31 protein-coding genes are annotated in these 26,922 nt (G+C 39.4%); 20 read left to right on the top strand and 11 right to left on the bottom strand.

Annotated features, from left to right (window positions below; all coding sequences use genetic code 11):
* Positions 1-754 precede the first annotated feature (754 nt).
* Positions 755-1,147 (bottom strand): reverse transcriptase-like protein, encoded by a 393-nt coding sequence (locus HF078_RS04030; protein ID WP_169289954.1) that lies wholly within the window; start codon positions 1,145-1,147, stop codon positions 755-757.
* 169 nt (positions 1,148-1,316) lie between these two features.
* On the opposite strand from HF078_RS04030, the gene HF078_RS04025 reads away from it, so the two are divergent.
* Positions 1,317-1,970 carry a ribonuclease H family protein gene (locus HF078_RS04025; RefSeq protein WP_169289953.1) on the top strand — a complete coding sequence of 218 codons (654 nt, stop codon included), beginning with the start codon at positions 1,317-1,319 and terminating at the stop codon, positions 1,968-1,970.
* Positions 1,971-1,993: 23 nt separating this feature from the next.
* Positions 1,994-2,182: a zinc-finger domain-containing protein gene (locus HF078_RS04020; RefSeq protein ID WP_205825280.1), complete on the top strand. Its 189-nt coding sequence runs from the start codon at positions 1,994-1,996 to the stop codon at positions 2,180-2,182.
* Between the two features lie 56 nt (positions 2,183-2,238).
* On the opposite strand, the gene HF078_RS04015 is transcribed toward HF078_RS04020, so the two are convergent.
* Both HF078_RS04015 and cspD read right to left on the bottom strand, forming a co-directional pair.
* A complete protein-coding gene (locus HF078_RS04015) occupies positions 2,239-2,520 on the bottom strand; it encodes a DUF2564 family protein (RefSeq protein WP_169289952.1) in 282 nt (93 codons plus the stop codon).
* A 121-nt stretch (positions 2,521-2,641) separates the two neighbouring features.
* A complete protein-coding gene (cspD, locus tag HF078_RS04010) occupies positions 2,642-2,842 on the bottom strand; it encodes a cold-shock protein CspD (protein WP_060663892.1) in 201 nt (66 codons plus the stop codon).
* A 197-nt stretch (positions 2,843-3,039) separates the two neighbouring features.
* Between cspD and HF078_RS04005 the strand changes: the two genes are divergently transcribed.
* The 4 genes from HF078_RS04005 to HF078_RS03990 all read left to right on the top strand — a co-directional run bounded on the left by HF078_RS04005 (position 3,040) and on the right by HF078_RS03990 (position 7,130).
* The gene (locus HF078_RS04005; protein WP_169289951.1) at positions 3,040-3,285 is read left to right on the top strand and encodes a hypothetical protein; all 246 of its coding nucleotides are present in this window, start codon (positions 3,040-3,042) and stop codon (positions 3,283-3,285) included.
* 103 nt (positions 3,286-3,388) lie between these two features.
* Entirely contained in the window at positions 3,389-5,560 is a 2,172-nt protein-coding gene (locus tag HF078_RS04000) for a DNA topoisomerase 3 (protein ID WP_169289950.1), read from the top strand.
* A 101-nt stretch (positions 5,561-5,661) separates the two neighbouring features.
* The gene (locus HF078_RS03995; protein WP_240951670.1) at positions 5,662-6,381 is read left to right on the top strand and encodes an ABC transporter ATP-binding protein; all 720 of its coding nucleotides are present in this window, start codon (positions 5,662-5,664) and stop codon (positions 6,379-6,381) included.
* Positions 6,378-7,130 (top strand): ABC transporter permease, encoded by a 753-nt coding sequence (locus tag HF078_RS03990; RefSeq protein WP_169289949.1) that lies wholly within the window; start codon positions 6,378-6,380, stop codon positions 7,128-7,130. The genes HF078_RS03995 and HF078_RS03990 overlap by 4 nt, the downstream gene beginning before the upstream one ends.
* 436 nt (positions 7,131-7,566) lie before the next feature.
* Here the strand turns inward: HF078_RS03990 and HF078_RS03985 are convergent, their stop codons facing one another.
* From HF078_RS03985 to HF078_RS03960, 6 genes are all read right to left on the bottom strand, one after another.
* On the bottom strand, positions 7,567-8,370 hold the full coding sequence (locus tag HF078_RS03985; RefSeq protein ID WP_169289948.1) for an ABC transporter permease: 804 nt from the start codon (positions 8,368-8,370) through the stop codon (positions 7,567-7,569).
* Positions 8,371-8,373: 3 nt separating this feature from the next.
* Positions 8,374-9,165, bottom strand: coding sequence for an ABC transporter permease (locus tag HF078_RS03980; protein ID WP_169289947.1), 792 nt, complete (start codon positions 9,163-9,165; stop codon positions 8,374-8,376).
* Positions 9,128-10,156, bottom strand: a complete 1,029-nt coding sequence (locus tag HF078_RS03975) for an ABC transporter ATP-binding protein (protein WP_169289946.1) — start codon at positions 10,154-10,156, stop codon at positions 9,128-9,130. The genes HF078_RS03980 and HF078_RS03975 overlap by 38 nt, the downstream gene beginning before the upstream one ends.
* Positions 10,157-10,697: 541 nt before the next feature.
* Complete coding sequence (locus HF078_RS03970; RefSeq protein ID WP_169289945.1) at positions 10,698-11,330, bottom strand: FMN-binding negative transcriptional regulator; 633 nt, start codon at positions 11,328-11,330, stop codon at positions 10,698-10,700.
* Between the two features lie 113 nt (positions 11,331-11,443).
* Positions 11,444-11,587 (bottom strand): hypothetical protein, encoded by a 144-nt coding sequence (locus HF078_RS03965; protein ID WP_169289944.1) that lies wholly within the window; start codon positions 11,585-11,587, stop codon positions 11,444-11,446.
* A 23-nt stretch (positions 11,588-11,610) separates the two neighbouring features.
* A complete protein-coding gene (locus tag HF078_RS03960; RefSeq protein ID WP_205831518.1) occupies positions 11,611-11,835 on the bottom strand; it encodes a DUF3892 domain-containing protein in 225 nt (74 codons plus the stop codon).
* Between the two features lie 89 nt (positions 11,836-11,924).
* Between HF078_RS03960 and HF078_RS03955 the strand changes: the two genes are divergently transcribed.
* The 3 genes from HF078_RS03955 (at position 11,925) to HF078_RS03945 (ending at position 13,586) form a co-directional block, all read left to right on the top strand.
* On the top strand, positions 11,925-12,605 hold the full coding sequence (locus tag HF078_RS03955) for a class I SAM-dependent methyltransferase (RefSeq protein ID WP_169289943.1): 681 nt from the start codon (positions 11,925-11,927) through the stop codon (positions 12,603-12,605).
* Positions 12,606-12,620: 15 nt separating this feature from the next.
* A complete protein-coding gene (locus HF078_RS03950) occupies positions 12,621-13,310 on the top strand; it encodes an AIM24 family protein (protein WP_169289942.1) in 690 nt (229 codons plus the stop codon).
* Between the two features lie 123 nt (positions 13,311-13,433).
* On the top strand, positions 13,434-13,586 hold the full coding sequence (locus HF078_RS03945; RefSeq protein WP_082380726.1) for a DUF3934 family protein: 153 nt from the start codon (positions 13,434-13,436) through the stop codon (positions 13,584-13,586).
* Between the two features lie 30 nt (positions 13,587-13,616).
* Here HF078_RS03945 and HF078_RS03940 read toward each other — a convergent pair whose 3' ends face one another.
* A complete protein-coding gene (locus HF078_RS03940; RefSeq protein WP_169289956.1) occupies positions 13,617-14,792 on the bottom strand; it encodes a diglucosyl diacylglycerol synthase in 1,176 nt (391 codons plus the stop codon).
* Between the two features lie 201 nt (positions 14,793-14,993).
* Between HF078_RS03940 and HF078_RS03935 the strand changes: the two genes are divergently transcribed.
* The 4 genes from HF078_RS03935 (at position 14,994) to HF078_RS03920 (ending at position 18,799) form a co-directional block, all read left to right on the top strand.
* On the top strand, positions 14,994-16,685 hold the full coding sequence (locus HF078_RS03935; protein ID WP_169289941.1) for a formate--tetrahydrofolate ligase: 1,692 nt from the start codon (positions 14,994-14,996) through the stop codon (positions 16,683-16,685).
* The gene (locus HF078_RS03930) at positions 16,685-17,179 is read left to right on the top strand and encodes a hypothetical protein (RefSeq protein ID WP_169289940.1); all 495 of its coding nucleotides are present in this window, start codon (positions 16,685-16,687) and stop codon (positions 17,177-17,179) included. The genes HF078_RS03935 and HF078_RS03930 overlap by 1 nt, the downstream gene beginning before the upstream one ends.
* Before the next feature lie 15 nt (positions 17,180-17,194).
* Positions 17,195-17,728: a glutathione peroxidase gene (locus HF078_RS03925; RefSeq protein WP_169289939.1), complete on the top strand. Its 534-nt coding sequence runs from the start codon at positions 17,195-17,197 to the stop codon at positions 17,726-17,728.
* Between the two features lie 228 nt (positions 17,729-17,956).
* Positions 17,957-18,799 carry a DegV family protein gene (locus HF078_RS03920; RefSeq protein WP_169289938.1) on the top strand — a complete coding sequence of 281 codons (843 nt, stop codon included), beginning with the start codon at positions 17,957-17,959 and terminating at the stop codon, positions 18,797-18,799.
* Positions 18,800-18,802: 3 nt separating this feature from the next.
* On the opposite strand, the gene HF078_RS03915 is transcribed toward HF078_RS03920, so the two are convergent.
* The gene (locus HF078_RS03915) at positions 18,803-18,970 is read right to left on the bottom strand and encodes a hypothetical protein (RefSeq protein ID WP_240951669.1); all 168 of its coding nucleotides are present in this window, start codon (positions 18,968-18,970) and stop codon (positions 18,803-18,805) included.
* 672 nt (positions 18,971-19,642) lie between these two features.
* Here HF078_RS03915 and HF078_RS03910 point away from each other — a divergent pair.
* The 7 genes from HF078_RS03910 (at position 19,643) to HF078_RS03880 (ending at position 26,509) form a co-directional block, all read left to right on the top strand.
* A complete protein-coding gene (locus HF078_RS03910; RefSeq protein ID WP_169289936.1) occupies positions 19,643-20,272 on the top strand; it encodes an HD domain-containing protein in 630 nt (209 codons plus the stop codon).
* Between the two features lie 4 nt (positions 20,273-20,276).
* On the top strand, positions 20,277-22,184 hold the full coding sequence (locus HF078_RS03905; RefSeq protein WP_169289935.1) for an ABC-F family ATP-binding cassette domain-containing protein: 1,908 nt from the start codon (positions 20,277-20,279) through the stop codon (positions 22,182-22,184).
* Between the two features lie 21 nt (positions 22,185-22,205).
* Positions 22,206-23,327 carry a conserved virulence factor C family protein gene (locus HF078_RS03900; protein ID WP_169289934.1) on the top strand — a complete coding sequence of 374 codons (1,122 nt, stop codon included), beginning with the start codon at positions 22,206-22,208 and terminating at the stop codon, positions 23,325-23,327.
* A gap of 204 nt (positions 23,328-23,531) precedes the next feature.
* Positions 23,532-23,966, top strand: coding sequence for a BrxA/BrxB family bacilliredoxin (locus tag HF078_RS03895; protein ID WP_169289933.1), 435 nt, complete (start codon positions 23,532-23,534; stop codon positions 23,964-23,966).
* Between the two features lie 53 nt (positions 23,967-24,019).
* Positions 24,020-24,793: a class I SAM-dependent methyltransferase gene (locus tag HF078_RS03890; RefSeq protein WP_169289932.1), complete on the top strand. Its 774-nt coding sequence runs from the start codon at positions 24,020-24,022 to the stop codon at positions 24,791-24,793.
* A gap of 575 nt (positions 24,794-25,368) precedes the next feature.
* Positions 25,369-25,959: a YpjP family protein gene (locus HF078_RS03885; protein WP_169289955.1), complete on the top strand. Its 591-nt coding sequence runs from the start codon at positions 25,369-25,371 to the stop codon at positions 25,957-25,959.
* 19 nt (positions 25,960-25,978) lie between these two features.
* Positions 25,979-26,509 carry a phosphatidylglycerophosphatase A family protein gene (locus HF078_RS03880; protein ID WP_169289931.1) on the top strand — a complete coding sequence of 177 codons (531 nt, stop codon included), beginning with the start codon at positions 25,979-25,981 and terminating at the stop codon, positions 26,507-26,509.
* The last annotated feature ends 413 nt before the right edge of the window (positions 26,510-26,922 follow it).

Here is a 26,922-nt window from a genome sequence, read left to right as displayed (position 1 = left end):
AAGAGAAATTGATGGTTAGATGCGAGAGTCAGGCTCTGGAACTAGGAAGTACAGCCGATGCTTTACCTAAATACCGGTCTTCCGAACTAGCCAATGAAGAATGAAAACGGTCGTAGTGATTCGTACTCTCCTCACGAACTGGAAAGGAAAAATTCAAAACGGTAGTAGATAGTGGTGCTCTCCTCCCGAACTAACCAAGAAAAAAGCAAAACGGTAGTAGAGAGTCGTCCTCTCCTCCCGAACTGGACAGGAACAATGCAAAACGGTAGTAGAGAGTCGTCCTCTCCTCCCGAACTGGCAGAAAAAAATGCAAAACGGTAGTAGAGAGCCCGTCTCTCCTCCCGAACTGTCCAGAAAAAATGCAAAACGGTAGTAAAGAGCCCGTCTCTCCTCCCGAACTAGCCAGGAAAAATGCAAAACAGTAGTAGAGACCCCGTCTCTCCTCCAGAACTAGCCAAGAAAAAAGCAAATCGGTAGTAGAGAGTCGTCGTCTCCTCCCGAACTAGCCAGGAAAAATGCAAAACAGTAGTAGAGAGCCCGTCTCTCCTCCCGAACTAGCCAAGAAAAAAGCAAAACGGTAGTAGAGAGTCGTCGTCTCCTCCCGAACTATCCAGGAAAAATGCAAAACGGTAGTAAAGAGCCCGTCTCTCCTCCCGTACGCCCATGGAGAAACCCAAAATCGTAGTTGAAAAGCGGTTTCTCCTCCAAAACAAAACTCCCATGAAAAAACCAAAAACGGTAGCAGAGAGCCCTATCACTTCTTATTAAGCTGAATAGCCTTCCTCGACAACTCATCCGCCATCTTATTCTCTTTACTCGGTACCCACTTAATGAAAAATAAATCAAGCTGATCGGATAAGCTTAAAGCTTCATCCAACAACACACGAAATTGCTGTTTTTTAGCAAAACGCTTTTCCATCGCACTTTCCACCGCCTGAGAGTCTGTACGAAAAGAAACAATTTGATAACCTTGTTTCTTACATATCTTCAATGCTTCAATTAACGCATGAAACTCTGCTTCATGATTTGACATTAATCCAAGTGGAATACTGTATTGTTCTGCAGAACCATGCCCCTTTATAAAAATGCCAGCACCGGAAGGGCCGGGATCTCCTGCGCTTGCCCCATCAATATATACTTCAATCATTGCATTCGCCTGCCTATTAAATAAGTGTTACACGAACATATTTCGATATGTCCTGTGATAAGATAAGAATACACATAAATGACGAAGTATTAAAGTTATATTATTCATACTTTTTACGAGCAACGGGTATAAGTTAGAATCACTTAGAAGTAAAGGGGATTTCCAAACCATGAAATTGACCTTAGAATGGCATTACCACACTCCAAAACATATTGAGACCACTTTCAGAAGTGATGAACTTGATATTAGGCTGGCGCTTAGGCTTGCTGAAGATATAGAAAAGACAGGGAGAGTAAAACGTCTTTCTTTTTTTGATGAAGATGGATCAGAATGGACTAAGAAGGAAATAAACAAATGGATTAAGCAGAGTGAAGTAGGGATCTCTGACGTTGTTGCTTATTTTGATGGTGGATATGACGTAGACACAAAACTGGCGGGAATCGGAAATGTGGTTTATTATAATCAAAATAGAAAAGACTACAGGTACAGAATAAATGCAAGGCTTGAAGAGTTGGAATCGAACAACGAAGCGGAGTATGCTGCTTTCTATTTTTTGGTTCAACAATTGGAGCATCTTGAAATTCGTGCGATGGAAGTTACTTTTAAAGGGGACTCTCTTGTTGTATTAAATCAACTTTCTGGAGAATGGCCGTGTTATGATGAACTTTTTAACCGCTGGCTCGATAAAATAGAAGAGAAGTTGAAGGAGCTTAAGATACGGCCAATATATGAACCTGTATCCAGAAAAGATAATACCGAGGCTCATCAGCTGGCTAAACAAGCACTAGAAGGAACACCAATAGAAAGTAAATTGCAATTGTGAATATATAGGAGTGACAATAAATAATGATTAATCGAAAAAAGATACTCTTGGAAGTTGGTGAAATTTTAGATACTTATTGTACGGAATGCCTAGTGAAGCAAACGTTGCGGAAAGACTATGGCAAGACGCATGCTCAAGCATTTTGTATCAATGAATGTACAGTAGGTGCTGAAATCAAGAAATTAGGAGACCAGTTAGTGGAGCGTAAGTAATTCAACGCTTCGCCGGCTGGTTTTTTGCCGAACTAAAAAACCGCCCGTTTAGGCGGTTATTTTCGTGCTTCAGAAAGCTGATGTTCGCATTGTGAAAGGGATAATTCACAATTTTGAAGAAAATCTGTATCTAACCCCGTTCCTGCGCTTTTTGCATCGTTAAGAAGAGACCTAGCGTTAGAAATGGCTCTTTCTGCATGATCCATAGCTTCTGGATCCAGACTCATAGTAGCCGACCCCACCATTTTTTCTGCAGATTGAATGGACACCTGAACTTGAGCCAAATCATTATATCCTGTGTGCAATTCCGTATTGTTATTATATTGTTGTTTATCCATTTTTTCAGCCTCCTTCTTTTTTTAGAATAGGTAAAAGAGGCAAAAGATATTCACTAAAACGAAAAAGACCATCAATCAAATGATGGCCTCACACTTTACATATATGTTTTACAACTATAGATTAAAGTTTTGAAACGTTAGCAGCTTGTGGGCCGCGGTTTCCTTCAACGATTTCAAAAGAAACTTCTTGGCCTTCTTCTAAGGATTTGAAACCCTCACCAGTGATTGCAGAGAAATGTACGAATACGTCATCTCCACCTTCTACTTCGATAAATCCAAAACCTTTTTCGTTGTTGAACCATTTTACTTTACCGTTTTGCATTGTTCTTTTTCCTCCTAAAAATAGCGCACAATGTGCTGTGAAATTGTATTATCATAACCGGTTTCCATCAGAAAAGAAAGCGGTTAAATGACAATTTCAATATACAATATTTCCTCTATTAGAGTCAAGGTTTCAAACTTTGTACCTGTTTTATTTTCTTGTTCTCTTCATATATATAGGTAAAGGAGGGATAAGCTATGCTGCGGACAAAATTTGAAGGTAGGGAAATGATTTTACGTATTAAAACGAATCTTCATTTATACTCATTAGATGAGGATACTATCTACAGCAGCTTGCGTAAATCTTTAGATGAGATATATTTTATGGATACATTCGCACTACAAGTTGGTGAATACCTTATTATTGGAGAAACTCAAGACAGTGCCTATCCGTTAATTACCGTCCAGAACATAGTGCCCAGAAAAAATATAGTGACCGTGTAACTATACAAACAAATGTTTTGCTTTTATAATAAATGTAGGAAAAGAGAAGGGAAGCCACACTCTTTTCCTACATTTATTTTTATAGAGTGGAGTGGAAGATGTAGTGAAATTAATAATCGCCGAAAAGCCAGATCAAGGATTAAAGCTTGCTGCTCCATTTTCCTACAAGAAAAAGGATGGCTATGTAGAGATTCCCCCACAACCGATGTTCCCTAAAGGTGCCTTACTTACATGGGCTGTTGGACATCTTTGTGAACTATTGTCTCCGGAAGAATACGATAAGGCGTGGAAACGCTGGTCCCTGCAAACTCTCCCAATCATACCCGAAAAATTCCAACACAAAGTAACCAAATCCAAATGGAAGCAATTTCAAACCGTCAAAAAACTAGTTCATCATCCCGAAGTGACAGAAGTAATTATGGCAGGTGATGCAGAGCGGGAAGGAGAGGCGATCATACGTATCATTCTCCTTGTTAGCAATTGTCATAAACCATTAAAGCGTTTGTGGATTTCCTCTTTGACCCCAAAGGCTGTTCAAAAAGGGTTTGAAAATCTTTTAGAAGAACATGAAACGAGAAATGTTTACTATGAAGCGCTGAGTAGATCTTGTGCAGACTGGCTGGTCGGTATGAATGCTTCACGGGCTTATACGCTGCTCTTGCAGCAAAAAGGGATCTCGGATGTTTTTTCTACAGGGAGAGTACAAACTCCAACACTTGCCCTAATTGTAAAAAGGGAGTTAGAAATTGAAAACTTTGTATCTAAGCCTTTTTGGGAAGTACTGGCCACCTTCAATATGAATGGAAAGAAATATAAAGGTAAATGGCATAAGAAGGAAGAATCAAGGCTCGATGATGCGAACTTAGCTGAAAAGATTGTGCAGTTCTGTAAAGGAAAAGAGGGAATAATAGAAAACATCGAGAAAGAACGGAAAGAATTTCAACCGCCATTTCTTTTTAACCTATCCTCTCTTCAGGCTACTGCCAACAGTCTCTATAAGTTCTCGCCACAAAAAACATTAGAGGTCGCACAGAAGCTTTATGTTAAAGGAATCATTTCCTACCCACGCTCTGATTCAAGCTTTGTTACAAAAGAAGAGGCAGGGATGTTTCCTGAAACATTGCAAAAATTGAGCGGATTTAAAGAATTTAAGGAATTTTTTCCACTTCCATTCTCATCTGTCATGAATAATAAACGGGTAGTAAATGAGAAAAAGGTGACAGATCACTATGCCATCATTCCAACAGAACAGGTGACGGATCCTTCTAAAATGTCACCAGATGAAGAGAAAATATATTCTCTTATCGTCAAGCGTCTCATTGCTGCTCACTATGATAAAGCGATTTTTGACTACACGACAATACATACACTAGTAGACGGTCGCGCCACATTCCTTTCAAAAGGAAAAGAAGAAGTTCAGGCAGGCTGGCGGACTGTCATTTATGGTAACAAAAAAGAAAAAGAAACAGATGAAGATGAACAAGATCTTCCTTCTCTTGAGAATGGAGAAACCGGACATGTGCATGATGTAAAAGTGAAAGAAGGTAAGACCCAGCCTCCTAAACGTTATACGGAAGGGCAACTCATAACGGTGATGAAAACGGCTGGAAAACACCTAGAGGACGGCGAGCTTACTAAAGTCCTTAATAAAACAGAGGGACTCGGCACAGAAGCGACCCGCGCTGGGATAATCGGTGTGTTAAAAGACAGGAAATATATTGATGTGAAGCGAAACCAAGTATTTGCTACTAATAAAGGAAAGCTCCTAATTAAATCTATTGGATCTAGCATTTTAGCAAGCCCCGAAATGACTGCCAAATGGGAGCAGCGTTTGCATGAAATTGGTCAAGGTACAGCATCACCAGAAGAATTCATGGAACAGGCAAAAAAGCTGTCAATAAAATTGATAGAGGATGCGAAGAATGAAAGCGGTCAATGGTCATTTGAAGGAATGGATATTAGTGAATTCAAATACTCAAAAGGTAAGAGAAGGGGTCGCGGTTCTGCAGGTGTCGGCACAAAGGTGGGTACGTGTAAAAAATGCAACGGAGATGTAGTGGATAAGGGATCATTTTATGGATGTACAAACTACAATTCAAATAAGTGCAATTTCACCATTTCAAAAAAGATACTTGGAAAAACCATCTCTGCTTCAAATGCGAAAAAACTCTTAACAGAAGGAAGAACAGCTGAAATTAAGGGGTTTAAAAAAGGAGAAAAGGTATTTAATGCTTCATTAGAATGGAAAGAAGATAAATTACAATTTGTATTTTAGCCTTCTCAAATTACGGTAAGGTCGAGTGTGAGATGCTCGGCCTTATTTTTTTAAAAAACAAGGGTATAGTATGTACTATCAAAAAGATGGGAGGGGTACCGTTGCAGGAGGCTATACGGTTAAAGGACGTTCAGTACAAGACAAATGGTAAACTTATTCTCAAAGGAATTACAGGAGTCATTACAGAAGGAAAAATTACAACCTTTGTCGGACCTTCTGGAGCAGGTAAGACAACTTTGTTGAAGATGTTTAACGGTCTCCTGACTCCTACATCCGGTGAGATAATAATAGGTGGCAAAGAGCTGAATAACTACGAACCAACAGAGCTTCGCAAGCAGGTTGGTATTGCTCTACAAAGTGCTCCAATGGTTGAAGGAGATGTGTTTGAAAACCTATCTTTACCTTTGCGGCTGCAAGAGCGCTCTCTTGACAAGGAAGAGGCAATCAACATATTAAATATAGTAGGTCTAGATGACAGCAAATTGCATCAAAATGTAAAAGATCTATCAGGTGGACAAAGACAAAAATTATCGATTGCAAGAACACTTGTTAATCGTCCAAAAGTGTTGTTGTTGGATGAAATAACTTCTTCATTGGATCAATCTTCCCAAAAAGAGGTCGACGAATTGATTCAAAGGGTAAGCCAAAAATATGGCACAACTATTATATGGATCACACATAATTTGAATCAGGCTTTAACAGTCGGGACCTACACTTGGATCTTAATGGATGGAGAACTATTAGAAGCAGGGAAAAGTGAGGATATACAAAATTCAACGAACGATCGTGTACAAGCATTTCTTAAGGGGGATTTGAAATGAACGTCTTTACGCTCGCAATTGCCCTCATTTTTGTTCTAATACCTATTGTCCTTTCTAAATCTTTTCGTCTTGGACTTGAAAAAGATACGATAGTTGCTGTAATCAGGTCTGTTATACAGCTATTTATCGTCGGTTACCTGTTGACATTTGTGTTTGAGTCCGAAGGATATACTTTTATTATCTTAATGGTACTCATAATCATTGGGGCAGCCGTTCAAAATGTTGCAAGAAAGAAGACCCCAATTAAAGGGATTACTTGGAAGGTGGCAGTAACATTCATTTTCATTGAAGTATTGACACAAGGAATCTTGATTGGTTTCAATATAATTCCTGCAACTGCACAGTATATCATTCCGATAAGCGGCATGATTATCGGAAACTCAATGGTACTCGGCATTCTTTTTCTCAATAGATTTTTATCAGAGATCGAAGCAAGGGAGGATGAAATCGATTTGATTCTTTCCCTTGGAGGGACAACCAAACAGGCCATACATACTCAATTGATGCAGGCAATTAAAGCCAGTATGATTCCAACAATAGAAAGTCAGAAAACGATCGGACTTGTGCAACTGCCAGGAATGATGAGCGGGCAGATTATCGCTGGAGCCAGTCCCATTCAGGCAGTACAATTTCAACTGCTGATAGTATTCTTATTACTTACGACAGCATCTGTCACAAGCATCATGCTTGGATTATTGTCTTATCCAACACTGTTTAACAATAGAAAGCAGCTTTTGAGGTTGAGGTAAAATAAACGTCAAAAAAGCCATCTCATCAGAAATGGCTACTAAAAGAAAATAAGGTATAAGACACAGTTGATTTCCGTTCCAGGCGCTTCGCTTGCCTGCGGGCGGTCCGTAAGCCTCCTCAGGCTTCGCCTTCCGGGGTCTCACCTGTCCCTTCCTCCCGCGGGCGTCTTCACGCCTTCCACTCCAATCAACAAGGTGCCTTCATTCAACTTAGGAAAAAAACATCTATTCGAGTTATCTGAAATTGCATATACATATCTTTATGTAAATTCTAGCTGTGTATTGGAGCAAATGGCAAAGTCCAGCGGGGGAGTAACGGTAGATTGAGACCCCTGAAGCGTTGTGAGGAGGCTCAAGCACTGTCCCGCGGAAAGCGAAGCCATTTGCGGAAAGGAACAGCGACTATACTCCAATATTAATGTTTTTTCTTTTATATTTAACTCCCTGTACTAGTAAATGCTCGAATTCCTCTGTTCCAGAACCAGTAGGCAATAATAAATGAAAGCACAGCAATGCCGGGGGTTAGGAGTGCCATCATTACTATCGATTCTTTTTCGAAAAAATAGGTTGCCGGATAGTAAGCAGTAAACCCATATGGGATCAGCCAAGTGATAACCAATGTGACAGCCTTTGGATAGATGGTCAAAGGATATCTTGCAAACTCACTTAATTGAAAAACGGAAACCACAATCGGAAGACTGTCTACCATCCAAAATGAAAAAGTGATGAAAAATAGGTTAATGGCCACAAATAAGATTCCACTTGACATAATAAAAACAAGTAATAATAGCAGACTCTGTATCGTCCATTCAATTTGTAAATTCACACTAGCGATTGTTAAAACGATCCCACCGATGATTAATTGTCCAAATCCATCCTGTTGGACTCTTTCTGCCACAATTTGAAAAAGGGGATTTACTGGTCTTAGCAGAAGTCTGTCAAAGGTACCAGATCGAATATACTGCCAACCTAGCGTCCATAAATTATCAAAGAAAATATGATGAATGGAACGACCTAAAAAGGCAATGGCATAGATGAAAAGTATTTCATAAAAAGTCCAGCCTTTAAGAACTTCTATGTGATCAAATACAATTTTTAAGAAAAAGAGAGCAGTAAATTGCTGGACCATGACCGAGAATAATCCGATGAAAAAGTCTGCTTTATACTCCATCATCACCTTTAAGTGATTGCTGAAGTATTTTCCATATAAGAATGAATACCGTTTACACTTTTTCCACATAGGCTATCCTCCAAAAACGGTTACTTTTTTTACAGCTTGAGACCAAACAACTCGGACAACCATAAATAAGATGGCAAACCAAAATAATTGGGTTGCAAAGGCAATCAAGGCATCAGAGCCCATTTGTATTTGACCTGTGTATATGGCGACAGGTACGAAAATCATGGACTGAAAAGGGAGGAAGCTACTCACTTCCTGAAACCAGCCTGGAAATAAGGTAAGTGGAATGAGCGCTCCGGAGAAGAATTTAACAATGGCTTCCCGTAACACTCTCACGCCCCACACATTGACCGTCCAAAAAGCTAATACTCCAATAATAAGGTCGATTTGTGTTCCAATTAATATTCCAACCAGCATGCTTGCCAAAAACAAAATGGCGACCTCCCAGGAAATGGGAGCTTCAATACCGATGAAAATGATGGCCACTAGGAAAAGAGGGATGGTCGTACGTACAAAACTGTTTGCTTTAGAACCGAGGTCCATAAATATCAGCTTAGTCAGGTAATCGTAAGGCTTTAATAACTCCAACGCTATATCGCCATTTTTAATATTTCTGGCCATCTCATTTCCTGCACCATATACATAGTTTTCTAGCATCATCGCTATCACTACATATGTGATCATGGATTCAAAAGAAATGGAGGAGATTTCTGTTCGATTTTGGAAAACTGCCACCCAGAAAAAATACATAATGACCAATCGTAGCAAGGTGGAGACAACATCTGCCCAGTACCAAGCGAGATAAGCGGTCTCGACTTTAATTTGAGACTTTAACAGCTCCAAGTACTTCCGCATGTTCAGGCCCCCGTTCGTAAATTTCCTGTACCACTTTTTCAATGCCAAGTTCTGTTATCGTAAAGTCTTGAACGAGATAATCTCTCATAATCTCTTTCATGATTTCACTGCCAGAAATAACAGTATTATTAAAATGGAGCCAAAAGTGATGTTCTTCCTCTGGTATTTCTAAGTGAACAGAAGTCTTTAAGGCTGATGGAAGGGTGAAAGCGTCAGTGGAATCAATTTCAAGCTTGATTGTCCGGTTAAATCTTGTCTGCTGCTTAAGAGAAAGAAGACTTCCATCGTAAATGACACTGCCTTTATCAATAATGATGATACGATGACAAAGCTCCTCAATGTCTTGCATATCATGGGTGGTTAGAATGACGGTGGTCTGGTGTTCTTTGTTCATTTGTTTGATAAACTGGCGAATCTTAATTTTTACAGAGGCATCTAAACCGATGGTGGGTTCATCTAAATAAACAACGGATGGGTTGTGTAAAAAGGCTGCTGCAAGCTCACAGCGCATTTTTTGCCCGAGAGAAAGTTGTCTGACCGGAATCGGCAAAAGCGGTTCCAAATCTAACACTTCCTTGAATTTCGCAAGGTTTCTTTCATACACATCCTGTGGAACTTCGTAGATATGTTTTAATAGTTCAAGAGATTCCTGGACTGGAATGTCCCAAAATAGCTGTGTCCGTTGTCCGAAAACAGCCCCAATATTTTTTGCGTTTTTTGTTCTGTCTGAATAGGGGGTAATCCCATTTACTATTACAGATCCTTCGTCTGGTGTGAGAATTCCACTGATCATTTTGATGGTGGTGGATTTTCCTGCTCCATTAGACCCGATGTAACCTACAATTTCACCTTTTGGAATGGTGAAGCTGATATCGTTTACTGCTGTTTTATTTATATATTTTCTTTTGAATAAGGCTTTAACCGCCCCAGTAAGCCCTGGATCTCTCTCGAACAAACGGTAATGCTTACTGATGTTTTTCACTTCAATCATGTTGTTTTCAACCTCCTGGTCCTTTCTGAATGAAAGCACTAACAAGAGACTATTATAAACACTTTAAGGGGGATATGGAAGATATTTCTTATGTGTATAGTGAAATAATTATTAAGATTCTTATGTACACCGTTGTTGATTTCCGCAAAATTGCTTCGCTTTCCTAGGGGCTGACGAGAGCCTCCTCGGCTACGCCGAAGCCACTGAAAAAGAGCTGGATTATAAAATTTCACTAAACACCGCTGTTGATTTCCGCAAATGGCTTCGCTTTCCTAGGGGCACTGCTGGAGCCTCCTCGGCTAAGCCTGCGGGGTCTCCACCTAGAGCTATCTCCCTTAGGAGTCTTCGCCTTTTGCTACAATCACCAGCTAGGGATCATAAAAAACTTTACGTTATCAGTTTTCACTAGCTTCGCTACGCCTGCGGGGTCTCCACCTAGCGCTATCTCACTTAGGTGTCTTCGCCTTTTGCGCCAATCAACAGCTACAATTCACTATATAGTAGAAAATTCTCAAAACAAAAGGGATGACCTGAGTTTAGATCATCCCTTTTTACTAAGTTGTAACTCTAATTCCATTAATCTAGCAATTTCTTTAGAATCATAGTGAGTTTGTTTTTTCAGTTGTTGGATGACACGTTCTTTTCTTTCGATTGAATGGTGTTGGTTCAGTTTCCACTTGCCTTGAAGGTTTTCAACTCTTATTCTCAATCCTACAATTCCATTTAACATGCTTTTGACTGTTTCGAGGTTTTCTTCCAATCGCCATGGTTCCTCTAGCTCTTTTTCATAGAAATCTGTTGCTTCTTTCAAGATATGTAATAGCGTCTGGTCGTCTTGAAGAACCTCTACTTTCCCATGAGCATGGGCACTCACATAATTCCAAGTGGAAACAGTATTTTCTTCTTCATACCATGAAGCAGATATATAGGCATGAGGTCCGCTAAATACTACTAGTGCATCTTTTGAGTCCAGCGTTTTCCACTGGGGATTTGCTTTTGCCATATGTGAAAGTAAGGTAATGCTGCCGTCATCTTCTGTAGATAAGATGAATGGCAAATGTGTAGCAGTTGGCAATCCTTCATGTTGTGAGAATAATACTCCAAAGCTGTTTGCACGGATAAAATGGATGATTTCCTTTGTTTCTTCCTTTCGAAATTGCTTAGGTATATACATGATGCAAGCTCCTTTACAGTTTCAATAGACTGACTCTTAATGAAATTATATAGGATTTTCTGGGCATGTGGAGAAAAAAATAATAGAGCTGCCTAAATGACAGCTCCAGAGTATTATAGTTCCGTTTTATCTTTTTGATCTTTATTTCTCTTGTTTCCTTTGCTATTATCCCCGGCAACTTTTTCGCTCCCGGCTGTAAAGCTGCTTGTAGGGCTGTTCTGATTTTGGCTTCCGCCTTTGTTATACTTTTTCGTCATGATTGTTGGCTCCTTCTGGTCGTTTAGAATAACGGTAAGTTATCCAAGTTGTTTGTCGGATCCCCGTCGGCGTTTCCTCTTATATACATTTCGCCGTCTTTACCTTTAAATACATTTGCTCCAAGGACAGTGCCTTGATTTACGTCGTTTACAGCTTCTTGATAGGAGAGAACTCTGCCGCTGGATGTTTTAAAACCTGTGATATCACCATCGCCATTTTTCTGAACTGCTACAAATGTTTCGCTCAAAGTAGATCCTCCTTTCTCTATACGATTGTAGCGTTTCCTTGTAGAATAAATTTATACGGTTTATAGGGAGTAGTTAAGGGAGGGATTACATGAAGAAGTTCAATTGGAATGAAGAAACAGAGAAGGTATGGAATGAACGAGCAGATTTTTGGCACGAAAACAGTGAAAACATGTGGTTAAACGGTAGCAGGAAGACAATCATTCCATTTATAAAAGAGAGGTTAACTCAAGAAGCGCATGTTTTGGATGCAGGGTGTGGAGATGGTTTTGGTTCCTACTTGCTAGCTGAGAATGGGTATCATGTAACAGGAGTGGATATTGCAGAAGCCATGATAGAAAGAGCTGTGAAAAAACGGGTACATACAAACATTGAATTTCAAAAGGGGAGTTTGACGGAGTTGCCATTAGAGAATCACTCCATGGATGCCGTGATGGCCATTAATTCTATTGAATGGGTAGAACAACCTCTTCAAGTGTTAGAAGAATTTCAAAAAGTGTTAAAGCCAGGAGGGAAATTGTTTCTTGGGTTGTTGGGGCCAACTGCCGGGCCAAGGGCACATAGCTACCAAAGGCTGTATGGAAAAGAAGCAATCTGCAACACCATGATGCCTTGGGAGTTTGAACGGCTGGCTCTTGAAAATGGTTGGGAACTTTTGGACGGGATGCCCGTATATAAGGAAGAAGCGAAAAAGCTGGACACTACTAATTTACCTCGCTTTTTAAAGCAAGCATTAACGTTCATGTGGGTTTTTGAGTTGCAGAAAAAATAAAGGGGAGATTTGTTTATGTCTAAATACTCCATTCAGCAATTTATTCAAAAGAGTAGGCAAGAGGATAAAGGGCAAGGTCTATTCGAGTTAGAGACAGAAAGAATACTTGAGGTAAATCTTAATGGAGACATATGGGCTAAAATGGGTTCTATGATTTCTTATGAAGGTTCCATCAAGTTTCAAAGAGAAGGAATGTTAGAACACGGTTTGGGAAAATTGATGAAAAAAGCCCTTACCGGGGAAGGTTCACAACTGATGAAGGCCTCAGGCAACGGGAAACTGTATATTGCTGATCAAGGTAAAAAAATTACAATCCTTGATTTGGAAGGTGACAGCATTTATATCAACGGCAACGATTTGCTTGCTTTTGAAAAAGGATTAGACTGGGACATTAAACTTATGAGAAGAGTGGCAGGCATGATGGCAGGTGGACTTTTCAATGTAAGGCTGGAAGGTCGTGGTATGGTCGCATTTACATCTCACTATGAGCCTCTCACTTTAATGGTGAATCCTGGTCAGCCTGTTTATACAGATCCTAACGCAACGGTTGCATGGTCAGGTAACCTCCAACCTGAGTTTGTCACAGACGTGCAATTGAAGACTTTCCTTGGAAGAGGAAGTGGCGAATCGATCCAAATGAAATTCGCCGGTAACGGTTTTGTGGTAGTACAGCCTTTTGAAGAAATTGTCTCAACAGGAGAATAGCACTCCTTCGACACAAAAAACCTTTGCTTAATCACTCTAATGTAGTAAGCTAGATGTTTAATACAAAAAGTTATTAGAGCTGTATTTAACAGAGTCTGGTTGAAATATATAGGAGTGAAACAAATGAGTAGTGGAAAGAGCAAAGGCGGAGGAACTGGCCGCGGAACAGGTAAAAAGGGATGGAGCCGCTGGCAAAAAGCAGCAAATAAAGCCAAAAGCAACAAACCATACAAGAGTAAAGGTGCAAAAGCAAAAGGAACTAGTGGTTCCGAATAAAATAGGTGAAAAGCTTGGAAGCGATAATAATTAGCTCCCAAGCTTTTTTTTCTGTGACTTCATACTCGCGTGAATCTTCATTTGTGATATCCTCTCGCTCTCTTTAAGAATATCAGTCATAATCATCTCCTGAGAAGAGGGCAAGTACAATTTTTTAATGGATGATTGCAAAGAGAGTTGTTTCTGTTTACTTTTTAGTAAAGAGTCGATGCTATTAAGCAACTCTTCCTGATTTTTCGCTGTCAAAGCTGCACCTTTTTCTGAGAAAAATAGTGCATTTTCTTTTTCCTGGCCCGGAACAGGCATATAAAGGATGAGAGGAGTACCGGTTGCAGTAGACTCTGTAAGAGTAATTCCCCCAGGTTTAGTCACCATGACACTGGCAATCCTGTAGAGTTCATCAATTCTCTCAAGATATCCGAAACAATGAAATCTATCTCTATATCTATTTTCAAGTTGTGCCATCTCGTTTCTTAAAGAATGATTTTTGCCGCACACCACAGCAAGTTGATGATCTGTTTTTAACAGCAGTGTTTCACATGTTTCTCTAATATTCTTAAGTACACCATGAGCTCCAGCAATAAGTAAGATTAAATCTTTTTTAGGGCTTATCTGGTATTTGTCAAATAGAATCCTCTTGTCCAACATTTGAGAAAAGGAAGGACGTATTGGGATGCCACTTACCACAACTTTGGATTCAACTACGCCTCTTGAATGGATCTTTGCTTTTAATTCATTGGTGGCAACATAATATTTATCAATATCGTCATGAAGCCAGAGACTGTGCAAGCAATAATCCGTAATGATATTGAATGTTGGTATTACAATCCCTGTCCGACGACGGAATTCAGGAACGGCGTTGATTGGAAATGTGTTTATCAAAATGTCAGGTTCTTCTGTTTCAATCAGAGAAGTAAGTCGTTTAAAACCGTATTGGTAATACCAACGAAGCATCTTTTTATTTTGAATGAAATCTGTTCCGTAATAAAATAGCTTATAAAATTGCTTTCCATACGTAAAACTTTTGGAATAAAGCTTTTCTGTCACTTCTGAAATGAATGGATGTGATTCTGCGTAAAGGTTGCATATCTTTACATTATCATATCCTCTTTTCATACACTCTTGATATAAAGAATTAGCCACCTGCAGATGGCCGTTTCCATAAGAAGCAGTCAAAATAATAACCTTTGGCCCTTTTTTTTTCATCATCAAGCCTCCTAATTACAATTCCTACTTTATAAAATATTATCAATTTTTTGTTGTGGAGAAATTAAAGTTTTTCTAATTTTATGTAAATTTTATATGTGCGGGTGAGCAGAACCAATCCATAATTTTTAGGAATAGTGGTACAATAATAGCATTGTAAAAAAATAAAAAAGTCTACCTATAATAACGGGGGAATGAAGGATGAAGCATACCAAGACAGCAGTGCAGAGTGATATTGAAATTGCCCAACAAGCTTCGATGAAAAGAATTATGGACATCGCAAGTCTGCTTGATATTGAAGAAGATGAAATAGAGCTTTATGGAAAGTACAAGGCAAAGCTTTCACTAGACATTACAAAGCGTTTACATAAAAAACAAAATGGGAAAGTAATTTTGGTTACAGCGATAAATCCAACGCCTGCTGGTGAAGGAAAATCTACCGTTACAGTTGGGCTTGGTCAAGCAATGAATAAGCTGGGAAAAAAGACAGTTATTGCTATGCGTGAACCTTCCCTTGGACCAACGATGGGAATGAAGGGCGGGGCAACTGGAGGAGGGTACTCCCAGGTGTTACCGATGGAAGATATCAACCTACATTTTACTGGGGATATTCACGCTATTACGACAGCCAATAATGCCCTTGCTGCGATGATTGACAACCACATCCATCAGGGAAATGATCTAAAGATTGATACAAGGAGAATTACTTGGAAAAGGGTGCTTGACCTTAATGATCGAGCGCTTAGAAAAGTAGTCATCGGAATGGGAGGACCAACGCAAGGTGTGCCCCGAGAAGATGGCTTTGATATTACGGTTGCTTCTGAAATTATGGCCGTATTCTGTTTGGCAAAAGATGTAGCTGACTTAAAAGAGAGACTTGCTAGAATAGTCATTGGATACGACATGGAAAAGAAACCAGTGACGGTAAAAGATTTAAAGGTAGAAGGTGCCTTGACTTTGCTCCTAAAAGACGCATGCATGCCAAACCTTGTGCAGACCATGGAACATACACCAGCCATCATTCATGGAGGTCCTTTTGCCAACATAGCCCATGGCTGTAACAGTGTAATGGCGACGCAAATGGCAGCAAAACTAGGAGATTATGTGGTAACAGAAGCAGGATACGGTGCAGACCTTGGTGCGGAGAAATTTTTACACATTAAGACACCTGCACTTGGATTTAATCCCGAAGCTGTGGTCATTGTTGCTACAATCCGTGCCATTAAGATGCATGGGGGCATGTCAAAAGATCAATTAAAAGAAGAGAACCTCGAAGCCCTGAGTATAGGGATAGAGAATGTAAAAAAACATGTGGAAACAATAGAAAAGTTCGGACTGCCATATGTGATAGCTCTTAATGAATTCATTACAGATACTGCTGCTGAATTAGAGTTTGTGAAAAATTGGTGCCAGGAAAATAACATCCCAATGGCTCTCACTCAAGTGTGGGAACAAGGTGGAAATGGCGGGCTTGAGCTAGCTAAAACAGTACTTGAGCAAATAGAAGTGAAAGAATCTTCTTTTACACCCCTCTATCAATCAGAGGATACTTTAGAACAAAAACTAGAGGCAATTGTAAAGAATGTTTACGGTGGATCAGGAATTGAATTGTTGCCAGCTGCCCAAAAACAACTTCAGCAAATTGTTGGAGAAGGGTGGGGCCATTTGCCGGTATGTATGGCCAAAACACAATACTCACTAACCGATGATGCTAAAAAGCTTGGAAGGCCAGAAGACTTCAAGGTTACCATTAGAGAGCTGAAACCTTCTGTTGGCGCAGGTTTCATCGTTGCGTTAACAGGGAACATCATGACAATGCCAGGTCTTCCAAAAGAGCCTGCCGCACTGAAGATGGATGTTGATGAAAAAGGCAAAGCGGTAGGCTTGTTCTAATGTTCGATCCAACCGTTTTTGATAATTTGAAGGTAGTCATTGAAGGAGATTTATATGACTTAGATCTTGATGGTGTAGTTAAAATAGTAGATCGAAAAGACATGGTGGACCTTGCCGCCATGTCTAGAACGTTTAGTATGAAAATAGCAGTTAATGTGGGACTCATGGGAGAAATCATCCTTTCCTCTGATGCTGAAAACCTTTCTGGAGAAATTCTGAAGCATAAAGAGGCCCCTGGATGTACCGTTAAGTTAGTTTTTATCAAAAATGCCTCGGAGGTTTTGAATCTACATCAAGCGGTGAAGAATTGGAAAAATTCCCTTTCGGAAATCTGGACGGAAAGAAACATCACTATTTTCTCCACCAAGAAGCATGCAGAAGAGGAAGAAAATGTGGAATTAAAAGCTGAAGTTATATTTGATAGGCTCATACTGGAAGAGAATATTGATGATTTAAGAGACATGCTTTCTTTTATGGTCGAGACTATTAATTAGTTTTACACATAAATAATGGACAGAGATAACACCTTCATCCATAATAAAAAGAAAAATGAGGTGAATGCATTGACAACAATCTATGATTTTACTGCACCAGATATTAGAGGGAATGAAGTACCGCTCTCGGAATATAAAGGTTACGTTCTATTGATTGTCAATACAGCGAGTAAATGTGGTTTTACCCCACAATTTGAAGAGTTAGAGGAGCTGTACAAAGAATACAAAGACAAAAAATTTATGGTGCTGGGCTTTCCATGTAACCAGTTTGGAAACCAAGAGCCCGGTAATGAAGAAGATATTAATGAATTTTGTCAGTTGAATTATGGTGTCTCATTCCCAATGTTTTCTAAGGTGGATGTGAACGGGGACGATGCTCACCCGCTATTTGACTATTTAAAAGAAAATGCAAAAGGATTATTGGGATCCAAAGCAGTAAAATGGAATTTTACCAAATTCCTGGTAGACAGAGATGGAAACGTAGTGGAGCGCTTTGCGTCGGCAACATCTCCCTCTAAAATGAAAAATGATATTGAAAAATTACTATAATAAATTCACTTCTATTTTTAAAAGCTTAAGAAAAAGTTTCTATTAAGAAAGCTATTATAAAAGCAAACCCTTTTCTTAAAACAGAGAAGGGTTTTTTTGTATTACTATCGAATAAATAATAATATCACTATTCAAGGAATCACTTTGGACACAATCTATGGTTGCAAGTATTATTATCAGAATAGTAGAATAAAATAGGATAAAAGATAGAGGACAGGGGGAGTTACTATGGAGAAAATAGCTTGGGTAACAGATAGCACAGCTTATTTGGACGAGATGTTGTCGAACCATCCTGATGTTTACAGCATTCCGATGGTGGTCTATTTTGAAGAAGAGGAATTTCTTGATGGTGTGACACTTTCTTTAGAGGACTTTTATACAAAACTAGAAGCGAGTAACACTCCACCCAAAACATCGCAACCTTCTGTAGGTGCATTTGTTGAGTTGTACAATAAATTGGCAGAATCATACGATCGAATTATATCCGTACATTTATCCAGTCATTTGAGCGGAACCGTGTCATCTAGTACTCAGGCAGGGGAACTTGTAGATATTCCCGTACACACTATAGATTCCAAAGTCATCTCATTTCCCTTATCTGCAATGGTAAAAAAGGGAATTGAAGCCCAAGAAGCAGGAAAGTCTTATGAGGATATAATAGAAAGTCTAAATGAGTTAGCCACAAAATGTGATATATATGTTTTAATAGGTAGTTTAGAACAATTGCACCGAAGCGGACGAATGTCAGGTGTACAAAAGCTATTAGGGAGTCTGCTTCAAATAAAACCGATTATACAAATTAAACATGGAACATTGGATATCGCGGAAAAAGTCCGCACACATAAGAAAGCGCTATCAAAAATAGTGGATTTCTTAGAAGAGGCTCAAACCAAGTCGACAATTAAAGAACTGTTTGTCCTTCACGGCACTAACATAGAGGAAGCGGACGCACTAGTCGACAACCTGAAGGCAAAATATCCTGATATACCAATTAATCGCTTTCCGCTTTCTACAGCCATTGCAGTACATGCTGGAGTGAATACAATCGGCATTTCCTGGTACAACGAATAAAAATTAACGATACTGAAGGACATATTGAACCTCCTTATCGCCAAGAGCATAAGCTCCTAATAAGGTGTAGCCTATACTAATATATCTAGACAAGGTTTCTGCGCAGCTATTAGCAGTAGGTTCAAATGGGGCATGGTCACTCTTAAAAACAGCTAACACTTCATTTGTCATATAATTGCATCTTATAAGGACTATATGAGTGCCAAACCAGGCAGTTCCTATTTGAGAACGGTGTATAATTCGAGGAAAATTCATTTCTTACTCCTTTTTTAGCTAATGTGCAACGTCCGCTAACTCCAGACGTAGCCATTAGCTTTTTTAATGTTTTGATAAGCAAGTTTGTAATACAGTTGATCTCCGTTCCAGGCGCTTCGCTTGCCTGCGGGCGGTCCGAAAGCCTCACTTTCTTCCAGCTTCTAATATGTCCCTTCCTACCGCGGGCGTTCCACTTCAATCAACAAGGTAGCCTTAATCACGGAAAGGCTTAGAAAAAAGCAATTTAACAGAATTAATTGATGAAACATTAACATCTAGCTCTCATAAATTTCTAGCTGCAGATTGGAGCAAAAGGCGAAGACTCCAGCGGGGGAGGAGCGACAATGTTGAGACCCCGCAACGAAGTGAGGAGGCTCAAGGTCGCCCCGCGGAAAGCGAAGCCATTTGCGGAAATCTACAGCGGTGTTGAACAAATTATCAAAAGTATTAAGCTGACTCAGCCCATTTTATGAAAGAGAATCGCCATATGTTACACTTATGAAATGACTTACATTGCGAAATGGTATAGATATTGACTTTTACATGTTAAAATGGAAATGAATCAATTGATAAAGGGAGTTACATTAAGTGATACATAAAGTAGAAGAATACGTAGAATCATTATTTAACAATGACAGCACAGGACATGACTGGTTCCATATTCAAAGAGTCAGAAGGCTTGCCTTACATATTGGGAAAGAAGAGAAAGCAAATCTTTTAATGGTAGAAATCATTGCACTATTGCATGATGTACTCGATGACAAAATAACGGCAAATAAAGACAAGGCAAAAGATGAAATAGCCGCACTTTTGTCTGAACTACCATTAACTAAAATACATATAGATGAAATTCTTTATACAATAGAAAATATCGGATTCAAAGGCGGAAATGGAATAGTTCTGGACTCACTGGAGGGGAAAGTGGTTCAGGATGCCGACAGGCTAGATGCATTAGGTGCCATCGGGGCTGCTAGGACATTTATGTACTCAGGTGCAAAAGGGCAAGCGATGTATGATCCTCAAATAGAGGTTAGAACTTCCATGTCATATGAACAATACAGAGGCGAAAAGTCCACCGCCATTAATCACTTTCATGAAAAGTTGTTTCTTTTAAAAGATACACTTCAAACAGAAGAAGCGAAAAAGATTGCGTTGGAACGTCATGAATTTATGAAGAAATTTGTAGATCAATTTATGAAAGAATGGAATGAGATATAACAAGATGAAAATGTTGATTGGGGAAGATTTATCAAAAACATATGTGGAAAAAGTCTTGCTTGGGAAAGCCTCCTTCAGTATACAAGAAAAAGAAAGAGTCGGTTTAATAGGTGTCAATGGTACAGGGAAATCGACGCTATTAAAAATCATCGCTGGACAAGAAACTCCTGATGCAGGTACCATTACTGCGTCCAATGACTATACAATAGGATTTCTTTCTCAACAGCCTGAATTGAATGAGTCTTTTTCAGTCATGGAACAAATCTTCAGCAAAGACTCAAATACGAACAATGTCATTAGACAATATGAGAAGTGTTTATCGAAAATCCAAGAGGACCCGCTGAACGAAATACTTCAGGATCAACTTGCTAAGCTGCAAGCACAAATGGACCAGCTTCAAGCATGGGATGCAAGTTCAAATGCCAAGGCTATTCTCAATAAACTCGGAATTACGGATACAAACCAACAAATATCCAACCTTTCAGGTGGGCAAAAAAAACGCGTAGCCCTATCTCAGACTTTGGTGGAAGCTGCCGATTTACTTATTTTGGACGAACCTACCAACCATCTGGATTTTGAGGCAATAGAATGGTTAGAAGACTATCTAAGTAAGTATCAAGGAGCGGTACTTCTTGTAACACATGATCGTTATTTCCTAGATAAAGTAACAAACAAAATTTTCGAATTGCATAATGGCTCCATTTATACTTATACAGGTAATTATGGAGATTACTTGGAAGAAAAAGCGATCAGGCAGGAAGAAGAACTTAAAGTAGAAGCAAAACAGAAGAGTCTTTATCGCCAAGAGTTAGAGTGGATGCGAAAAGGAGCTAAGGCCAGAACGACGAAACAAAAAGCAAGGATTAAGCGTTTTGAGGACCTAGATGAGAAAGTATCCTCCACTTCCTCTACAGGTGAATTGGAACTTCTTTCAGGTTCTGCCAGGCTTGGAAAAAAAGTAATGGAAATAGAAGATGTATCACTTCAATTTGGAAACAAGGTAATTCTTAAACATGTAAACTTATTGATCAAGCAAAAAGACAGAATCGGAATTGTCGGACCAAATGGAGTTGGTAAGTCTACGCTTTTAAATATCTTTGCTCAGAAAATTTCACCTGACCACGGTAAAGTGGATGTAGGATTGACTGTTAAACTTGGTTACTATACCCAAGAGCAGCAGGAAATGAATCTTGATCAAAGGATGATAGAATATATAAAAGAAGAAGCCGAGGTTATTAAAGGTGAAGACGGGCAGCATATCAGTGCTTCACAGTTACTTGAACGTTTTCTTTTTCCGACACATTCCCACGGTACTCCAATACGGAAGCTTTCAGGGGGAGAAAGAAAAAGGTTATACTTATTAAGAATACTCATGTCCCAGCCAAATGTATTACTACTTGATGAACCGACCAATGATTTGGATACAGAGACATTGACCATTTTAGAGGGTTATTTGGAAGAATTCCCTGGGGTTGTCATAACAGTTTCCCATGATCGTTATTTCTTAGATAAGGTTGTTGATGAACTGTTTATCTTGGAGGGTGACGGTAACGTTAAAAGGATTTTCGGCGAATACTCTGACTATGTTCAAGATCAACAACAAAAGCGTAAAGAACAGAAGCAGTTTGAGCAAGCAAAAAAAGAAACACAAACAGTAACCCGCCAAAAACAAAAAACCTTGAAATTGTCCTATCAGGAACAAAAAGACTGGGATACGATAGAGGAAAGAATTATGGAGCTTGAGGAAAAGCTTGAAACTATTGAGAAAGAGATTGCTACTGCAGGTAGCGATTATGAAAAGGTTAGCAAGTGGCTATCAGAGCAAGACGAAACCAATCAATTATTGGAAGAGGCAATGAACAGATGGGAAGAACTATCTGAAAAAGTAGAAAAGATTAAAGAGCAATCATAAGCAAAGAAGGGGTGTTTTTTCTTGAATATACATTCTATTGAACCAACTCCAAGTCCTAACACGATGAAGGTTATCCTAAGTGAAGAATTGCCTGCAGGTTCAAGAAACAACTATACAAAAGACAATAGCGAACTGGCACCTGAAATCATTCAGGATATACTACAAATAGAAGGTGTCAAAGGGGTTTATCATGTAGCGGACTTCTTGGCAGTAGAAAGAAATGCCCGCTATGATTGGAAAGGGATACTTTCTGAAGTAAGGGCTGCTTTTGGAGAAACAGAAGACAACCAAGACACAAAAGATCAAAGATCACTAGAAGGTTTTGGAGAAGTGAAAGTCTTCGTTCAAATGTTCCAAGGAATTCCAATGCAAGTGAAACTAACTGACGGGGAACAGGAAAAACGTGTTGGATTACCTGATAGGTTCATGAAAGCTATACTTTCAGTTCAAGAACAGCAAGATAATGTCGTACTTGAGCGTGAATGGAAGGAACATGGTGTCCGCTATGGAGATCTTGAAGCCGTTGGTACGGAGATAGTAGAAGAACTTTCTGCAACATTTACGGAAGTACGTTTGGAAAAAATGTTAAAGCAAGAAAATAATAAGGAAAATTCGAATACAATAAAATCGAAAGAACGTTATAAAGTGACATTGGAGATGCTAGATGATCAGGACTGGTCAAAACGCTTTGCTGCGCTAGATCAAATGGATCCAAAACCAGAGGACATCCCAGTATTGGCTAAAGCGTTAGAAGACGAAAAGGGTTCTATCCGCCGCTTAGCAACTGTATACTTTGGAATGCTTGAAGAATCTGACATTTTACCTTATTTGTCAAAAGCGCTAAAAGATAAGTCCGTTACGGTGAGAAGAACAGCTGGAGACTGTATGTCAGACCTAGGCGATAAAGCAGCAATGCCTGCCATGATAGAATCTTTAAAAGACAAAAACAAGTTAGTTCGTTGGAGAGCTGCCATGTTCCTTTACGAAGTTGGTGACGAAACTGCGCTTCCTGCACTTCGAGAAGCAGAAAACGATCCCGAATTCGAAGTGAGCATGCAAGTGAAAATGGCCATTCAACGAATAGAAGGCGGAGAAGAAGCAAAAGGCTCCGTCTGGAAACAAATGACAGAAAGAAATAACTAAGAACAATACCGGGTTTAAGAAGAATCATAGCAGTTGATTGGAGCAAAAGGCGAAGACTCCTCGAAATTGCTACGCATTTTTTTCGTGCGATGTTTCGCTACCGAAGCCGAAGGATGCTCTCGTCAGCCCCTAGGAAAACGAAGCCATTTGCGGAAATCAACTGCGGTATATGAGGATACCTAAAATAAGAGGAGGAAATTGAAAATGTCTATGGCATATGAAGAATATATGAAACAAATAGTAAAACCTATGAGAGATGAACTTACAAGAGCAGGATTTCAAGAACTAACAACAAGCGATGAAGTGGAAGAATACTTCAATAAAGTAGAAGGAACAACCCTTGTAGTGGTTAACTCCGTTTGTGGTTGTGCAGCAGGACTAGCACGTCCAGCAGCAACCCAATCTATCATCCAAGCCGACAAAACACCTGATCACCTCGTAACGGTTTTCGCTGGCCAGGATAAAGAGGCTACATCCAAAATGAGGGAGATATTCGGAGACATTCCACCATCTTCACCTTCCATGGCCTTATTAAAAGGGAAAGAAGTCGTACATTTCATTCATCGCCATGATATTGAAGCGAACACGATGGAAAACATTATGACCAACATTCAAGGAGCTTTTCACCAATATTGTTAATTCGCTAGGGTGTGTGTAGATACTACGCACATCCTTTTATAAAGGAGAAAATTATGATCGTAACCACTGCAGGGAGAACCGATAAAGCAATGATTCAAACTGCAAAACATATTGCACAAGACCTTGGCTGTACATACATACAAAGAAATAAGAAATCAGTCCTTACATTATTCAAGGAATTTGACCAAGAAGTTTTAGTAATAGGGAAAAATCGTTATGAATGGCATCGGATGAATGAGACTGAACCTATTTTCTTTCATCCTAATACAGCTGGATTTCGAGTTAAAAGGTGGCTACAGGGAGAGATAGAGCCTTTTTTAAAAGCAACAGAGTTAAAAGAGGGAATGAGTTTTCTTGATTGCACTCTTGGTCTCGCATCAGACAGCATTATGGCAAGCTTAGCGACAGGTGAAAAAGGAAAAGTATGCGGCATAGAGGGGAATGAGGTTCTTGCCTATCTGGTGAAAAATGGCCTTGCAGCTTGGGAATCTGACCATAATTCGCTAGAAAGTGCAATGAGACGCATTAAAGTAATCCAAGGAAAACATCAGGAAGTTTTATCAAAACTACCAGATAAGAGCTTTGATGTTGTATACTTTGATCCAATGTTTGAAATTGGAATTGAAGAATCAAACGGCATTGCACCGCTAAGAAACATAGCGGTAACAGATGCATTAAATGAACAAACACTGCAGGAAGCAAAAAGGGTTGCCAATAACAGAGTAGTATTAAAGGACCACTGGCAAAGTGAAAAGTTTGCCCATTACGGATTTACCGTACTAAAAAGAAAAACCGCAAAATTCCACTTTGGCTATATAGAGTGTTAGGCTATGTAAAACGGAAACTATAAGTTAGCAAAAATGGTAGCTGGTGATTGGAGCATAAGGCGAAGACTCCTTAGGCAGCTAGCGCTACTAGGTGGAGACCCCCGCAGGCGGAGCCGAGGAGGATCCAGCAGTGCCCTTAGGAAAGCGAAGCCATTTGCGAAAATCACAAGCGGTGTAAGAGTGTTTAAAAAAACCTCGTGTTGACCAATTCTCAACACGAGGTTTTTTCTGTAGATTCAATCAGCAAAACATAAATAAATCAATGCACCTAAAGTAACAAAGCTTGATACCATAATTGCAATATCTGCCATGAGTTTAACCTCCAATATGTACTATTCATTAATATTAACAAAAAAACACAAATAAATGAATAATAATTAAATCATTTTTCATTAAATCACTAGATTAGTGCGTAATCTGTAACAAAAGGCATTCAAAAGAAAGCATTAAAATGCCTAGGTAAGAAAAGTTAATGCAAAATTGATAAAATTTTCTTACTTTTGTGATATACTAGTTTTACATAATACTAGAGAAATAAATAGAATGGGGATATACAAATGGAAAGGAAAACTGTCTTGCCGAAATGGCTTAAGAAATCATTAGTAGTCTTAATTACAGCGCTCACGTTCGGTACAGTATCGCCACCTGCCTATTTGACAATAGACGATCAGAAGGATGATTCGTCGTTTGGCGATGTAACAAGCAAAGAATATAACAGTCATTCTAATGAATTTATAGCTCCATTCGAACAAAGGGTGTCTAAAGATTCATTCCTGTCTTTAGCTACAGAACAGGCTGAACAACAAAGTTTTGCAAAATTCGGCTCAAGAATCGGTCCAAAAATACAAGATGAATTTAAAGATGTGATTTTCCCTAAAATGGAACTGGTTCTACAAGATCTTGCAGAACAGCATCCTGAAGAAGATCTCTCTAACTTAACTATTTCTGAAAATCCTACTGGTGGAGATAGCGAAAAGATTTTTCATATTTATCATGCTGTTACTGGAAAAGATCTTATCCGATTCCATGTAAGAAAAGATCATCCTCCACTTGATGGGTATTATTTTAACTTTCATTACCATACTTATCACGATGACTTTCATGGCCATCATGCTTTAGGGTCTATTTATTGGGCGAAGAACACGCCACCTAAATGGTTGAGCTAGAGAGAAAGAGGGGGGCCATATGAGAAAACACACATTAAAAGAGATGAGAGAAACAACAAAAAAGATGTTAGAAGACAGAGGTGTTACGATACAGGATATAGCTGAAATTGTTCTCCTTCTGCAAAAGAAATATATCAATAATGTTACCCTTGAAGACTGTGTACATAACGTCGAGAAGGTTTTGGAGAAAAGGGAAATTGTCCATGCAGTGTTAACGGGCTTGTCTTTGGATATCTTAGCAGAAAAAAAACTGCTGCCAGATCCCCTTCAATATTTGGTTGAGACTGACGAACCGTTGTATGGTATAGACGAAATCATCCCATTATCAATTGTGAATGTGTATGGATCAATTGGTTTGACAAACTTTGGTTATCTTGACAAAGAGAAATTTGGAATTATCAAGAGGTTGGATGAACACGATGGAGAAGAAGTTCACACCTTTATGGATGATATTGTATGTGCGCTTGCGGCAGCTGCAGCTAGCAGAATTGCCCACAGATCGAGAGATATAGAGGAAGCTGAATTAAGTGAAGAGGAAGTAATTGTATAAGAATATATTTAAGGAGAGTGATTCTGTTGCAGAATCACTCTTTGTTTTTAAGATAAGAAAGCATGTAATACGGTTGATTTCCGTTCCAGGCACTTCGCTTGCTTGCGGAAGGTCCGTGATTCATCTTCACTCCGCCTGAAGGGTCTCACCTGTCCCTTCCTCACGCACAGACGTCTGCGCTCCTTCCACTGGCGACAAATCCTCGCAAACGTTCATAAATAGGACTTCTCTAAGCCCAAACAGCCCACAAATTCTCGCAAACGGTAGTAGAGAGCGCTTCTCTAAGCCCAAACAGCCTACGAATCCTCGCAAACGGTAGTAGAGAGGGCTTCTCTAAACCCGAACAGCCCACAAATCCTCATAAACGGTAGTAGAGAGCGCTTCTCTAACCCCGAACAGCCCACAAATTCTCA

Source organism: Bacillus sp. RO2, from assembly GCF_012911845.1.
Taxonomy (GTDB): domain Bacteria; phylum Bacillota; class Bacilli; order Bacillales; family Bacillaceae_I; genus Sutcliffiella_A.
The sequence above is the reverse complement of the archived record's forward strand: the minus strand, read 5'-3'. Positions and strand labels throughout refer to the sequence as shown.